The sequence below is a fragment of the Acidobacteriota bacterium genome (assembly GCA_016208495.1).
Classification (GTDB): Bacteria; Acidobacteriota; Blastocatellia; order Chloracidobacteriales; family Chloracidobacteriaceae; genus JACQXX01.
Genome location: JACQXX010000145.1, coordinates 23,504 through 38,876 on the forward strand (window position 1 = coordinate 23,504; position 15,373 = coordinate 38,876).

Here is a 15,373-nt window from a genome sequence, read left to right on the forward strand (position 1 = left end):
CTCAGGAAACTTATGACAAGGTACTTAATGGTTAAATACTGAGTACAAGCCGTGATGGATTGACCACTCGCTACTCGCTACTCACCACTCGCTCTTCCTTCGCCACTTCGCATTCAGCTCAGTACTTAACCGAACACCCATATGACTGGGTCGCGGGGACTGAAACTGGTTTGCCGGCCATCGCTTCATCAAGCGCGGCCTGGACGAAGTTCTTTCCATTCCGGTCATCTATCGCCCCGGCGTAAATCAATTTTCCTTTCGGATCAATCACAAACATATGCGGAGTGGTTTTTGCCCCAAAAGTGCGACCGATTTTTCCATCTGAATCCAGAATCAACGCCGTTGGTGCCGCGTTGCGTTCCTTGAGCACGGCTTCGCCTTGATCAGGAGTTAAATGACCTTGTTTCCCAGGGGCGGAAGAATCAATCGTCAACCAGACCACGCCCATTCCTGTATAGGCACGCTGTAAGTTTTGCATTGAATGATTGGCATAATGCGGCCTGACAGCCGGGCACTCGGGATTAAACCACTCCAGAACGACAAATTTGCCTTTGTAATCCGACAAACGATGCGTTTTCCCGTGGGTGTCTGACCCGGAAAAGACCGGTGCCGCGACACCGATTGAGGGTTCAGAACTGGCCACCGTGCTGTGCCCTGCTTTTTCGTGGCTGTGGGCCAGGGTGTGGCAACCAGTGAAAAACAAGGTTCCAAACAATAAAAATGAGAGTGTAAATTTGGACATGGTAGGTCTCCTTTAGGGGTAATTTGTTGTCTTTGGTTACTGACTCAGGATGATGTCGTGACTACATTCGAGAACACCCTGCTGGTTGCGAACTGGTCGTTTCACCTGAAAATTTGCCTTTTCATCACGCATTTCCTTGTAAAAGGCTTCGGTCAGGTTTGGGTCTCCGTCAAAAAAGATTTCCGAGAATCGTTTTGGTTCGCCCTCGCGATACACCGCAAAGTGAATATGGGCGGGATTGCCGCCGTCAGGATAAGGGGCGGGTTTGATCGTGTGGAACTCATATTGCCCCTGAGCATTGGTTTGAAGCCGTGCCCGCAAGCGGGGCGGGGCCTGGCCAGTGCCTTTTGGGTTGTATAATCCCTGGGCATCAGTGTGGTGAACATCAACCAAAATACCGGGCACCGGGGTTTTGCCATCTGGCCGCAAGACCCTGCCTGAAACCCGAAGCCGTTCCCCTGGCTCATCCTTGCCGGCAATCACGGTTGTCCAGGTGAGTTTTTCCGATTGAGGTTTGGTTTGATCATCAGCGTGACTGGCGCAACTGATCACACACACCAATCCAACAAAGACCAGAAAGCGAAGCGTTAGAAACCGTTCACTTAATTTGAGAAAAGAAGGGATTTTCATTTGGTAACCTCGATCATTCTAATACCAGTTTGTAGTCAGTAGTCAGTAGTCAGTAGTTCGCTAAACTCATTTGATTGAAGGACTTGACTGTTTCCTAATATGCAGGCTGCTCCTTCGGAGCGCAAACCCATCACCCGCTTCGCAGGTTTGATTCTGAATTTCCAAACAATCTCTAACTCTGATGGACTGACTCCTTGCTATCTCGCTATCTCGCTATTTCGCTTCTTCGCTCCCCCAGCTATTTCGGCTCCAGAATGATGTCAAAGGTACCACTTTCAAGCGTGGCGCCTCGAATTGACTGTTTTTGAAGGTCAATCATCAACGATTCACGCCAGGCAAAGTCACCTGATTGGTGTTTATCTCCTTTGAAAAACAGTTGGGTCACAAGTTCTTTGTAATTCGGATGTTTGATCCAGTAATGAATGTGACTGGGCCGCCAGCGATTTGGGCCGATTTGATAGGCGCCGGGATGGATGGTTTCGAATTCATAATATCCCGATTCATCCGTCATCAGGCGGGCCCGATTGCGGGTCATTCCCTCTTTCGGAGGTCGTCGTTCATCATTGTTTTCAAAGTCATACACCCCGCCGGCATCAGCCTGCCAGACATCGAGCAGGGCCATCGGCACCGGCTTTCGGGTTTTAAAATCCCAAACCCGGCCTTTGACCACCAGCACCGTGCCTTCAGCCAGCGGAAGCGAAAGCTTGGCTCGATACGGAGCGCCGGAAATATAAAACGGCCACTGGTCTACAAAATCGGTCACAGCCCAGGCGCCTCCAAGTTTGGTTTTCTCCGAAACTTCCAGATGCTCTTTGTAATGGTCCAAATCATCCGTTTTTTCGGTCGGAGCCAGGCCAGGCGGCATCAACAGATCCGGAATTCCAACCGCAGCGGCTCCCAATAAACCGAATTGAAAAAAATGCCGACGTGAGAATGTGTTCATGGTGGCCTCCTTCATTTTTTCTGAGCGAAATAACGATGAATTAAGCCTGGTCTTTCAAGGCCAGGAAACGAGACAAAATCGTGATTTCACGGCGGTTTCAATCTGGGATCTCGTCCTTCCCGGCGACCCTGGCATGGTTTTCAAGTCAACCACCGCTACGTGGCGAAGAAATGTCAACACAACCTGGAACCTCGTCATTCGAAAAAGGTGAAGATTGCCTGTAACCCTCGATGGATTGACTACTCGCTACTCGCTACTCACTACTCGCTCTTTGTTCGCTATGGTTTATAAATCCAGGCACTGGTGGTTCCATCAAGTTGTTTGCTATAGCCACCAGCGATCAAGACTTCACCGGAAGGCAGCAAAGTGGCGGTGGCGTAATAGGTTGAGACACCTAAATCTCCTTTAACTTCAGAGAAATACCCGGTATTTGGGTCATAGAGTTCAATTCGGCGGCTGGCACCCGCGACTAAAACTTTTCCGTTTTTGAGGACCACGACCGCGTCCCGGATTTTGTAGCGGGCCGTGTTCATATTGCCCGTTGGAGAAAACTGGCCAGTTTTTGGGTCAAAGAGTTCGGCGCTGGTGTACTGACCGTTCCACATCATCGCGTTTGAGCCACCCAAAATCAGAACTTTGCCATTGGGCAATAATTGAGCTGAATGCTTAAACCTGGGAACTGACAGTATTCCAACGGGTGAAAAGGTTTGGGATTGCGGGTCAAAGAGTTCAGCGGCGGCAATCGGGTCTTCGCGACGGAGGGTGCCGGTGCCGCCGCCAACAATCAGCACTTTGCCATTGGGAAGCAATGTCGCGGTGTGATCAGTGCGCGGTGAACTCATCGAATCCGCCACCAGGCTGAAAGTTCCTGAAATCGGATCGTAGATTTCAGCACTCGCCAGCTTGTCGGTGGCGGTTTGCCCACCGGTAATCAAGACAGTTCCATTCGGAAGCAGCGTCGCTCGATGGGCCAGCCGGGGGAAATTCATTGTTCCGGTTGATTCAAACTGTCCAGTGAGTGGGTTAAACAGTTCGGCGGTGGATAAAGCGCCGGAAAAGAAGGTTATGTCTGAGCCACCAGCCAGGAGAACTTTTCCATTTGGAAGTAACGTGGAGGTGTGATTGACTCGTCGTGAGAGCATGCGACCAACGGTTTTGAAGGTTTTGGTTTGTGGGTCAAACAACTCAGCACTCTCCTGGACCGTTCCCATGCGCTCCATTCCGCCAGCAATCAGCACCTGCCCGGTTTTCAGCAACGTCGCCGAGTGGGCATATCGTGGAGCATGCAGATTTTCAACCTGACTGACCTGACCGCTGGCCGAACCGTCAACCACCAACCCAAGGGCCGCAAAGTCAATTTGCTCGCGCCACTGATCCAGCATTTTTTGATCCAGTCGGAGCACGCCTTCCCTGGTAATTGCTGCCGGATGTGGAATCAATTCCGCGAGTCGTGAATAGACACGTTCACGTTCGGCACCAGTCACCTGAGTCAGTAAATGCCAGAGCGTGATGCCATCCTGACGTCGGGCTTCGACTAAGATCGTGTTGAGAGCGACTGTCCCGCCTGATTCAAAATCAAACCGATTGAGCGAAATCCGAAATGCCTGACTGGCATCGGCCAGAAACGGTGTACCAGGCCCTTTGCCGCGTTTAGTGACACAGGTGGCCCCGGCTGGAACGAGCGACTCGCGTCCATTGAGCATCAAGGCTACCCATCCGGACGTGACCTGCAAGGTGCTGTCGCCGTCTTTGTTGACTTCGAGGGTGTAGGCACATCCCAAATCAATCGCCACCGCCGACGGGGTATCCACGAAAAACACCCGTGGTGGAGCATAAATCCGGGCGTGCATCCGGCCTTCATCAAGGGCAAGGCGATGTTCGGCCTGACCTGCCTGCACCAGCTTGATGCGGGTGTTTGGGTCAATTTCGACGGAACCAATTTCTCCAACAGTGATTTTGGCGCGGGATCTGGCATCAGTTTCAAGCCATTGTCCAAGGCCAAGCTGAGCGGTTTGGGCAATTTGATGGGCGTCAATCACCGGGCTGCCTTCGAGGTTCACGACCTCCCAAAAAACCGTTGGCGAAGACTTTGGATGATGCAAAAAGTGCCCCACGCTCCACCAGGCCACGACCAGACAGGTCATTGCCGCTCCAACGGTTGCGATTTTCCACCACCCAAACCGAATTGGATTTGAATTGGAACGAGTTACAGGCCGCCAGGCTGGGACCAGGTCGTTTGCCGGAAGGGGAATCCCGATTTGGGAAACCATCCGGGAGGCAAAATGCAGCGATTCCAGCTCTTCCCGGCAGAGTTCGCAGTGTTTCAAGTGTGTTTCCAGCGCGGTCCGGGCTGGAAGATCCAACTCACCATCCATCAACGGCGAAAATTGCCGCCGATACCTCTGGTGGAGCACTGAGTGGATGATGTGTTGAAAAAAGTGACGTGCATTCATAGCGGTAAAACAGGGTTCAGGGTTCAGGGTTCAGGGTTCCATGAAAAGGACATAAAGGACATAAAGGACATAAATTCGAAAACCCGGAACCCGGAACCCGGAACCCGGAACCCGGAACCCGGAACCCGGAACCCGGAACCCGGAATCAGATTTTTCCCCGTAGCGGGGCTAATTTCTCAGCCAGTAATTTCCGGCCTCGATTGAGCCGCGAAGCGACTGTTCCTGGCGAACATCCCATCCGTTCGGCAATTTCGTCATAGTTCAGACCTTCGATGTCTTTTAAAATGATAATCATCCGAATTTCAGGCTTGAGCGTGAGCAGGGCCCGTTGAACGTGGGCTTGAAGCTGTTTTTCAATGACTGCTTTTTCAAGATGGATGTGCGTTGAAGGTAACTCCAAGAGTTCAAGTTCAGTATCAACCTGGGTTTGCGGGTGGGCAGATTCGCGGGCATTCAGACAATGGTTGACCGCCAGGCGGTAGAGCCATGTCGAAAAGCGCGATTGTCCAGCAAACTGGTTGAGCTTTTGAAACACACGAAAAAAAATCTCCTGCGTCAGGTCTTCAGCCACCGTGGCGCCAGTCATCCCCGCTGCCAATCGGAAGACGCGCTGGTAATAGCGTTCATAGAGCAAAGAAAAGACTTCGCCCTTACCGGCCAGAACGTTGGTGACCAGTTCTTCGTCAGTTCGCGATTCAGTTTGCGGTTTTGATTGGCTTAAAATGTTCACTCGACCATTTTGACAGGCGCGAGTTCAATCGTCTTCCAAAATCTTTTCATGAAAAAGGGACGACAGGGAAAGAAACAGCGGAAAGAATCAAACTTCGAAAACCCGGAACCCGAAACCCGAAACCCGAACAAAATGACAAGGTGACAAGGTGACAGGGTGATTTTTTTTATCCCTCATCCCTTAAAGAACTCGGAACCCGGCCATTCATCCCTGAATCTGCAAAAACAGTTTCAGATTGTCTTCGATGGCAATCTGGCTGATCACTTGAAGTCCAATTACCAGGACTTCAACCAGTTCGAGTTCGAGTGTTCGATGAAACGGCGATTCCAGTTCCCACCAGATAACAGCCAGTTCCAGTCGGTGTCCGAGGGAAAGCCCCGCCAGCCGGGCCTGCAAACAGGCCGGAAGCCGATACACTTCCGCCCCTTCAAACACATCCACCACCACCTGGTCTGATTCAATCAGGGTGAGTGCGTCCAACGGGGTTCGCTGGTCACCAGAATCCATATCCAGGATCAAAATCAGGCGCGAGAGTGAATCAAGATCAAGGGGATTGAGTTCCAGGCTTTCAGTTTCGGGAAATGCCTCTTGAACATATCGAAGTGGGTCGCGGATTGGGTCAGGGGCTGCAAAAACAGTAAAGATGGATGCCATCTGTTTTCTCCAGGAAAATTTGCTCTACCAATAAAAGCGAAAAAAAACCTGAAGACGGTGCACAAAAATGATGGCGGATGGTCCAAAATTACGATTTTTGTCCGGCGGGGGGAAGTTCTTTCAAGGTCCGGTACACCGGACGACCTAACCCGGCAAGCAGGTCACGTTCGCGGTTGGCACCCGGAGATTCGGCAATCAGCAACATGGCGTCACAGTTTGCAATAACGGCCAGTGAGATGGCCATAATGGCTTCATATTCATCGGTTTCCGGGTCGAGTTGTTCGACTACTGGTAAGGCGAGGTTCACGCCAATTACCGGAATATGGCCCCGGCGATAGACTTGAGCGGCGGCTCGGTTTAAAGCATCAAGGTTGGCCTGACGTTGTTTCGGAGTAGGAGCGGAATAAGGACCAGCAACAGCAATAAGCATAAAGTAAGGTTTGGAGAATTGATTCTGATTTGTGAATTCGAAAACACGTGATCTCCAAGATAGCGACTAGCGCGTAGAAAAAACAGACTTTTTTCAAATTTTTTTTCTGCATCAGCGAAGTAGCGAAGTAGTTTAGTAGTTTAGTAGTTTAGTGTTGATTCTCACAATGATTCTATCAACTGTAAACTCTGTGTTTCCAGCACTTCACTACTTCACTATTTCACTACTTCACCACTTCACTCAGAAAGCTACTCATTCTCCAACCGCATATCAGCAATCAATCCAGCTTTGGTGCGGACAATCTGGATGAGCTGGGTCTGGCTGGCAAAGACGATGCGATGACGGGTGATTCGAAAATCTCCGGTTTGGCGCGATTCGACCAGTGAAAGACCAGTTATCGGGCCAAGGCTTTTGAACCTCTTGATGGCGTTTGGGTTTTTAAAGCGGGGTTCAAATACTTTCCAGCAACCTGGAGTAAAAATCGAGCTGTCCACAGTGTCTTCAGCCCAGGATTCAAGCAACTTTTTGACCGTGGCTGAAAAGGCCGGGTCAGTATCCTTGATGGGTTTGTACTTGAGATTTGGAAGGACGGTGGTGGCCACGAGGCTGGCAATTTTCATCGGATTGGCTGAATCCTGATTGCAGAGCACAATCACGGCCAGTTTTTCGCCTGGAAAGCGCATAAACTCGGTGCGGAAGCCTCCGAGTGACCCTCCGTGTCGGACGCGGGCCACGACATTGACGGTGTCGGTTTCCCAGCCAAACCCATATGGATACGGGAAGCCATCATTGAGCACCGCCGGTTGGTGCATCATTTCCTGAAGTTTTTTGGATAGGACTTTGCCTTGCTGGAGACTGAGTTCCCAGTTCGTCAAATCAACTATGGTTGAAGCAAACGCCCCGCTGGGTCGGAGTGTGACAAACTCCATCGCTTTTTTTGAAGTGTTTTCATCCCAACTGTAACTGACCAGGGTACCGTATTTTTCCGGAACGGCATTGGTCGCAAAGGTATCGGCCATTCCGGCTTTGGCAAAAATGCGTTCCTGGCAAAACTCCGGCCAGGGTTTGCCGCTGACCTGACGGATGATGTCCGCCAGAGCAAAGTAGCCGACGTTGCAATATTCCCACCGTTCGCCGGGCTGGAACTTCATCGGCACAGGGTAAGTCGCTTTGACAATTTCCAAATCAGATTTTGCAAAGATGGGATGAAACGCGGGTGATTCCCGGACCAGCCCCGAAGTATGATTCAGCAAATGCTTGAGGGTAATTGGCTTCCAGGTTTCCGGAGCATCCGGAAAGTATCTGGTCATCGAGTCATTCAGGTTGAGTTTGCCATCTGCCGCGAGCAGGACAATCGCTGAAGCAATAAATTGTTTGCTCACACTCGCGATTTTGAACATGGTTTGGGGCGTGACGGCGGTTTTTTTCTCAAGGTCGGAAATGCCGTATCCCTGCATTTTCACGATTTTTCCCTTGTGAACCACGGCAATCGAAAGCCCTGGAATATGATCGGCTTCCATCTGTTGTTTGACCAGATCGTCAATTTCATCGGCCCGAAGCGGCAAGGTCAACAGGCACAACGTCAAAATCAGCACGGACCACCGTGCAAAATTCAAATTCAGCGGGGAACGGGAGGAGTTTGGTTTCATAATGAGGTACCCAGAACAAAAATGAAGTCGAAGGAAACCGAAGCTCATTCCTGAGTCTGGCTTTCAGTTTCCTTTGGATCAATGGTTGGGAAAGGTGGATACTGCAAGATGGCTTCGCGCAGGATTGAACTATCTTTGCGAAGATGGGCGTGAAACATTGTCCAACGGAACGAAATGCTACCCGTCTTTTGTTCTCGAATAAGTCGTTCCCCAATGCGTCGAATCAATTTTTGGATTGCTTCCTGGGTTTGGACATCACAGTCTGGGTCAATTTGGTCGCTGGTTGTCACGGCTCGTTTCCACCAGATGACAGCCTTGTCCAACTGGTCACGTTGATCCAGCACACGGCCTACGCGCTCGCAAACTCTCGCCACCAGCAGCGGCTGTTCAGCCAACAAAGCCAGGATTTCTTCGAGGTGTTGAATAAAAACAGGTGACCAATCAATTGTTTCAATGGTTGCAGCAACCTCAAGCGCCTCACAAATGACGTCCGCCTTTTTGCATAACAGTGAAAGCTGATGGGGTTCAACCGGAGTATTTTCAATGATTTGCTGGGCATTATACAGATCACGGGCATGTGCCAGGTGGTTGGCCAGCGACAACCTGGCATGGATGAACAAAATCGGATCGCTCAACCTGTCCATAACAATTGCACTGAGATGAAAATTCCCCATCTCGGCCTGTTGTTCGGCCAGGGCAGCCAGAAACGTGTCATTATCCAGGCAAAATTGATCAAATGCTGACCAGGCAGACAATTCCGGTCGAATTTCGGTCGTTGTTTTTGACAGGTTCCCAGATCGTTTTGCCCCGGTGGACGCTCCAAGAAGGGCCTCGTAGGTATCGCCTTTCAGACGATTTGATTTCCCTCCTCGATAGAGTGAAGCGCCGATGAGCACTCCAAACACCGACAACAACCATGTGATGAGCAAAACCAGCATTGTCCAGGACATATGGGGAATTATGAATGAATGTTCAGAGTAACGCCTTCAGGCGTGAGGCGTGACGAGTGGGATGGAAAAAAATCTCTCGTCTGAAGACGATACTCTGAACCTTTCCCTGAGTTTTGTTTTCGTGTGTTTCGTGGTTTCCAATTCTTAAACTGAATCATTCATCTGCACGTCAAGCGTCGCGCCGTCTGGTCGCCCGGTCCAGATTTGAAACTGCTGAACCAGGGCGGTGGTGACTTCCTGGATGGCAGGCCGATCAGCTTGACTTGATTGATGAAGATCGAGTCTGACGATTCCCGTGAGATTGGTTTGGGCGACTCCTGGCCAGGGACGAACCTGCACCCCAAGGCACCGCTGTTCGAGCATAAGAATCTGGCCGAAAATCCGGCCTTCGAGCCAGCCCGCGACCTTGTCAAAGTCCGCGGCTAATATGACTTCGATCTGATATTGAAGGTTCAAACCGGTACCTGAAACAGCTCGAACCACTGGTTCAAACAGCCTTGACCACTGATGGCTGGTGGCGCATTCCCTTCCGCGTCGCAGCTCGTCCTTGATGAGTTGTGCGGTTGAACGCGAAATATTTCGGGCACTGTTTTGATGTGGCGCCACCGAGGTAATCACCGGCAAGTGGTCGCGATGCGAACGAACTTTGAACGCCCGGGCACCATCGGTCAATCCGACTGGCTGTGTCCAGTCGTGTTCGTCCAACTGATTGAAAAAATTGATCATGAGCGTTTCCAGGTCTGGCACGACGTCTGGTTCCAGCTTCAGACAGACCCAGGCGGCCAGTAACGCCCAGGAAAAGCTGCCCGGAAAACCCCAGGCATTGCCGCCGATCTGTCGCCGCGCCACCCAGGCCCGAACACCACGCAGAAACTCCTGAAACAAGGTCAGGTTCATTTTCCGCGTGACACATTTCAACAATTCATCGGCTTCAAAACAGCCAACCAGATTTTGCCAGCTTGCCGGATCAAACTCGGTTTGGTGGCAGGCATCAATGGCCATCGTCATGGAAAGAGAAGCGGGGCGATGCGCCGGCATGACGTCAACGTCAACACCTTCAATTCGAACTTTGAGCAGCGACACCTGAGCATCCGTTACCACCCGCGTCATTTCCGCCAGCGGTGAGAGCCGGTTGGCCACCGATTCCAGAAATTTTCCGGCGGGTAATTCCAGCGGGATGAGGCACACGGTATCAATATCGCTTGACCGGGTGGCAACGCCCATTCGGGAGGAGCCAACCGTTTCCAGCGTCGCCCATTCGCCCACGACTTCGACACACGCCTGATGAACCAGTTCGAGAATTGTCTCCCGATGAATGATTTCTTCCGGAGTCAGCAGTGGTTCCAGGTCCAAAACAAGATCACTCAGGGTTGAATCACCCGCAGATTGACCCGCCGATTTTTTTCCAAGCTCAATGTCGTGGCGCACTTCAAACGGCGTGTCACCAACCCGGCTGATAAGCGCGATGGATTCCACTTCGAATGAAACTGGATGCCAGTCAGGTAATTCGGACTGTGCTTTTTGAAACGATTCAAACTGACCGACGCTCAGATGTGGGGTAAACCCGCTGGGACGACTATTTTGCTCAGAACATTGAGGGAATAATCGAAACAGTCGTTCCTGGAGAGTATGCAAAGCACCTGGCGGGTCAACTTCGGGTTTGAGCCAGACCGTGGCATTTCGGCGATGCTCAAAATAGTCGTACTTCGTCAGCCGAATTGAAAACGGCTGAATATGTGCCAGTTCCCGCCTGATGAGTTCAGCCGCTTCGGCAAAGAGATGATCAGGTAAAAACCCATAGATCAACGTGATATGGGGCATCCAGCGATTGATTTTGCGGTCGTGCGTTCGCCGAATGTTCTGAATCGGCGGCCAGAGGTTGAGTGGCGGAATAATCACAATCGCGCTGGTGTAGACCGGTGGCGTCAAGTGCAGGGTAGAATCGGGTTCGGGGTTCGGGGTTCGGGGTTCGGGGTTCCGGGTTAATTCGACGCCAAGTCCAAAGTGGTCAGAAATGAAGAGCGAGCCAGAGGTGGTAGCAACGGGTTCAACTCCGAGCCTTGAAAGCTGAGCTGGGTGCCAAGTTTTCGACCGAACCCACATCCGGTCATAGCGCGATGAGTTACCCGAGCGCGAAAGTTGTGCGGCCAGGTCATTGGTCGCCGGGTCATAGGTCAAGCCTGGGTCAGTGGGGTTTAATCGTGGCCAGATGTCGTCAAAACCTTCACGTTGAAAGAGTTTATCCAGTTCGTCACCAGGCGTGTTGAAATCTCCGATCACAGCGCAATCACCGGGCAACTGATGCACATATTCAAGGAGTCTTCCAACGTAGAGCCGCCGCCGTGCTGGGGCATCCAGCGTCATACTGCTTGGCAAATGCAGCACGGCGAGGTGAAGTGGCTGACCGTTGAGCGTCCAGGTGGCAATCAGCACCCGTTTGCGGATTGAAAACCAGTGGTCAACCTGTGAAAACGGATATTTGCTCAGCACCAATACGCCGTGTGGATCAAGATTCGGAGACAGCATCGGTTCGGAAAGAAACCAGTTTGCAGTCCAATCAGCCGTTTGAATCGCCGTCAAAACAGTCGGGGTGACTTCCTGGAGCGCAATCACATCCGCCTGACAGGTTTCCAGCACTGAAAGCAGGTGGGTTGTTCGCTCGGGTGTCCTCAAATCTCCATCATCTGGAAGCTCAGCCAAAATATTGAAGGTAATGATTTTCAGGCGCTCAGTCAGAATGGATGCCGGATTCTCTGATACCTGGTTCCAGGTTGAACCAGTTCGATGAAACACAGGTCGGGAGATACAGGCAAAGTTTGGATGGACTGACGGTGTTTCAGAAATCAGCAAACTGGTTGGGGCTGAAATTCGCTCGGGAGGTTCAACCCAGGCGGCGGCGGGGAGTTCGTCCGTTGCAAAAAGATCCAGATGCGTGTCGCGGTCCCAGACTCGGGTTTCACCGCATCGAATGAACCGCACCCGATGCCAGGGAATATCGCTGGCCACGGCCCATTCATCCACGGTTTTTTCACGAAAACCCTCGGGTGCCAGCCGATCCTGGTAGCCAACCCGAAACGCAGCCCGATTGAGCCGCGAATCCCACAGAATCCGGCTAATGATTTCGCGACTGGTACTGAGTCTGGTGCGTGACTCGTCTGAAGCCATAAAGAATGAAGAATGAAGAATGAAGAATGAAGAATGAAGAATTGAGAATGACCTGAATTTTGCCCCAAATAGCACCCTGTTGCGCAAAGATCAGTGCCGACCAGGTCGGGGCACCAATTGCACGCGGGAAGCTCCCGGTCATTCAGTGGAATCGAAGTTCACCAAAATCGAGCCTTCGCCGTGACAAAACCGACTTCCACCCTGTCCTTTATGCCCTTTGGTTCGGGCTCAATCAACAACCCGATATCCTGAACCCTAATTGGTATTATTTGATTTTTTTCGTGTTTTTCGTGGTGAGTGGAGAGCTATTTCCCTTCCAGGTTTGTCCACCCACCTGATTGAATGAACGCCGCCCAGTAAAATGGATGCCGCCGCCTTGGATCCTTGAGCATTTTGAGTTGAGTATGGCGCAACGCTTCGGAACGTCCTTCACCCTTTTTCAAGCGGGTGTAGTACTCCACCATCAGTTCGCGCGTTCCGGCATCCGACACCGGCCAGAGACTCATCATTTGCGCCTCGCTGCCGGCCAGGACCAGCGCCCGGCGTAGCCCGTAGACCCCATCACCATTTTTGACATCGCCCAGCCCGGTATCGCAGGCGGAAAGCACGACCAGTTTGGTGCCCCACAGATTCAGTTGGGCGGCTTCCAGAGCCGTCAGCGTCCCGTCATCTTCCGGGTTGGTGCCGCCGGTGTTGGCGTCCGTAAAAAAGAGGCACGAACGCAGGAGCGGGTTTGACTGACGCAGATTTTCGGTGTCCATCGGCAGTTGACCTTCTTCCGAAGTCAAGCCCGGTGGTGTGGTGTGGTCCAGCGGTGACTTTTCCGGTGCGTCTTCCAGAAAAGAGCCGTGGGTGGCAATGTGAACAAAAACGGGTCTGATGACGGCTTTGAGTGTTTCTTCCGTCGCTTCCAGGTTCATTTTCAGTGTCGTATCGGGAAAGATGGCTTTGAGTTGATTGCCTTCTTGCGTGGTTCCCCGAAGTTGAGAAAGCGGAGCCAACACTTTTCCCATCAGCACCGGCCCCCGACCGTTTCCAAAGGTCGGATTGGCCATCACGAATGGTGGTTCATGACTGTCGATTTTGACTTGCAGCCGCAATAAATCCCGCCCGCTGGTCAGGTAGGTCAAAAGGTAATTTTCCGTCAAATATTTCCCGTTCTTATCTGTCAGAACACCAAACGGAATCAGGTTCAGGTCTCCATCCGGTGAAATCAACAGGTGTTGGGTGGTACCAAGCATCTTCCTGACCGGTTCAAAGATGAGTTTCCCAAGTTGATGTCCAAGGACTTTGACATTGGTTTGAGTGGATCCTCGTCCAGACGTCAGAGGGGCAAAGCTGCGTTTCCGGGACCAGACATCCGCCGAGGTTTTGGTGCTCACCGCGCGACGAAATGCCGCCACTGCTTTGTCAATCGGCTCGGCTTCACCCAGGTCGGCAAATCGGATTTCCCCACTTTGGTTGAGCAGATACACGACATATCGGGGGGTTCCGGATTTTTTTATTTTGGCATCATAAGGTCGGTATACGGCATATTCCAAAAGGCTTGCCCTGGGTGGAATACATTGTTGAATGCCGTTCAGGGTAATCGGTGTCACCTGGGTTTTGAATTCGGCGCTCCGGGCGCTGATCTCAGCTTCCAGTTTTTCCTTGTGGTTTTCCAACTCGCGCAAATTGGCCAGATGCGCTTCCGGCTGCTTTTTTCCAGGACCTCGGAGCGTCAAAACCGAGATTTGGCTTGCCAGAGCAGAATACCCATCCAGCAGTTTTTGAATCTCGGGACTTTGCTGATTCCGCAAAATCTCCAGGGTGCTGGTCATGGCGTCCAGCGCCCGCCCTTTACGTCGCAGAATCACCGTCAGGGCAGCCTTGAGCGCTTCCGCCGTGTGCGGCGCAGCCTGGACTTGCAAAGAAATGGTTGCATCGGTGTTGCTTTCGGTTTTTTTCAGATACAGCGCTTTTTGGCGTTCGGAACCGGAAACGAGATTGCGAACCAGGTCGCGTTCGGTGGTGTCGTTGCTGCGTGTCAGAAACTGAATGGCCTGAGCCGTTTCGCCGTTGGCGTGGTACAGCAAAGCCAGGTTGTTGAGGCTTTGGGCCACCTCCGGGTGGTTTGGCCCCAACACCTTCTCCCGAATGGCCAGTGCCCGCTCATAGAGCGGCTCCGCCCTGGTGGAGTTACAGCACAACCAGGTCGTTGAGACTGAGGGCCACGAGAAGGTGCTCTCCGCCAAAGGCTTTTTCACTCTTTTCAAGCGCCTGGGTAGCTAATGGCAAACACTCATTGTACTTGCCGGCCTGACGGAGCCTTGCAGCCTTGACCAGCAGGGTATTCACTTCATATTCCGCCTGGTCCTGCTCGGTGGCTGCCCGTGGCGTTTCCAATTTCACGTCATACTTTCCAGCCAAAGCGGTTTGGTCGGGGGCTTCAACTTCAATTTGATAGGTTCCAGCTTTTTCTGAGATAAAAGAAAGAAGTTCTGGGCCCTGGATGCCGTTTGGACTGTCCACTTCCTGGATGACTTTTCCATCCGGCCCAATCAGCCGCACGACCACATCAATCCCGCGTTGCTCCACGACCAGTTTCACATAGTCGTTGGCTTTGAGCGGCAACGGGTAGGTGTGTTTTTCACCGCCGTTCAGGGCTCGGGGTTCGGGGGAAATAAATGGCTGGGGGCTAGAAGCTGAAGCTTGGGATTCTTTCTGGGCTTTGGCTGGCTGGCTCTGTTTGGCCTGGGCAAAAAATGGCATTGGAAAGATCAAGGCTCCAATCATCGCCACCGCCGTGAAGTGTTTCATCCGCCTCATCATCTTTGTTCTCCTCATTGAAAATACCACTTTGCAATGAATATTTTGTATTAGGAAACAGTCAAGTAATTCAATCAAATAAACTTAGGGAGCGTTAAAAATCAACTTCCCGTTTTCATTTGGGGGAGGGGTATTTGGATTGAGCATCCTGAAAGGCTGCCGTTCGGATAGCCGGTGGTTGCGAGGCTTTGTGAGCTACCACCGGGAACAGGTTCGTTC

Annotated in this window: 12 protein-coding genes; all 12 read right to left on the reverse strand. The window is 51.8% G+C overall.

The window, feature by feature from the left end; genetic code table 11:
• Positions 1-118 precede the first annotated feature (118 nt).
• Positions 119-742, reverse strand: a complete 624-nt coding sequence (locus tag HY774_27470; protein MBI4752245.1) for a redoxin domain-containing protein — start codon at positions 740-742, stop codon at positions 119-121.
• Positions 743-778: 36 nt separating this feature from the next.
• A complete protein-coding gene (locus tag HY774_27475; GenBank protein MBI4752246.1) occupies positions 779-1,372 on the reverse strand; it encodes a hypothetical protein in 594 nt (197 codons plus the stop codon).
• 238 nt (positions 1,373-1,610) lie between these two features.
• Positions 1,611-2,315: a hypothetical protein gene (locus HY774_27480; protein MBI4752247.1), complete on the reverse strand. Its 705-nt coding sequence runs from the start codon at positions 2,313-2,315 to the stop codon at positions 1,611-1,613.
• 278 nt (positions 2,316-2,593) lie between these two features.
• On the reverse strand, positions 2,594-4,768 hold the full coding sequence (locus tag HY774_27485; GenBank protein ID MBI4752248.1) for a FecR domain-containing protein: 2,175 nt from the start codon (positions 4,766-4,768) through the stop codon (positions 2,594-2,596).
• Positions 4,769-4,913: 145 nt separating this feature from the next.
• On the reverse strand, positions 4,914-5,498 hold the full coding sequence (locus HY774_27490; protein ID MBI4752249.1) for a sigma-70 family RNA polymerase sigma factor: 585 nt from the start codon (positions 5,496-5,498) through the stop codon (positions 4,914-4,916).
• Positions 5,499-5,702: 204 nt separating this feature from the next.
• Positions 5,703-6,152 (reverse strand): hypothetical protein, encoded by a 450-nt coding sequence (locus HY774_27495; GenBank protein MBI4752250.1) that lies wholly within the window; start codon positions 6,150-6,152, stop codon positions 5,703-5,705.
• An 88-nt stretch (positions 6,153-6,240) separates the two neighbouring features.
• Positions 6,241-6,582, reverse strand: coding sequence for a DUF4406 domain-containing protein (locus tag HY774_27500; protein ID MBI4752251.1), 342 nt, complete (start codon positions 6,580-6,582; stop codon positions 6,241-6,243).
• A gap of 248 nt (positions 6,583-6,830) precedes the next feature.
• A complete protein-coding gene (locus HY774_27505) occupies positions 6,831-8,231 on the reverse strand; it encodes a beta-lactamase family protein (protein MBI4752252.1) in 1,401 nt (466 codons plus the stop codon).
• Between the two features lie 44 nt (positions 8,232-8,275).
• Positions 8,276-9,181 (reverse strand): hypothetical protein, encoded by a 906-nt coding sequence (locus HY774_27510; GenBank protein ID MBI4752253.1) that lies wholly within the window; start codon positions 9,179-9,181, stop codon positions 8,276-8,278.
• Positions 9,182-9,325: 144 nt separating this feature from the next.
• Complete coding sequence (locus tag HY774_27515) at positions 9,326-12,346, reverse strand: DUF504 domain-containing protein (GenBank protein MBI4752254.1); 3,021 nt, start codon at positions 12,344-12,346, stop codon at positions 9,326-9,328.
• Positions 12,347-12,651: 305 nt separating this feature from the next.
• On the reverse strand, positions 12,652-14,592 hold the full coding sequence (locus HY774_27520) for a CHAT domain-containing protein (GenBank protein ID MBI4752255.1): 1,941 nt from the start codon (positions 14,590-14,592) through the stop codon (positions 12,652-12,654).
• Positions 14,525-15,157, reverse strand: a complete 633-nt coding sequence (locus HY774_27525; protein MBI4752256.1) for a hypothetical protein — start codon at positions 15,155-15,157, stop codon at positions 14,525-14,527. Before HY774_27525 ends, HY774_27520 begins: the two co-directional genes overlap by 68 nt.
• Between the last annotated feature and the right edge of the window lie 216 nt (positions 15,158-15,373).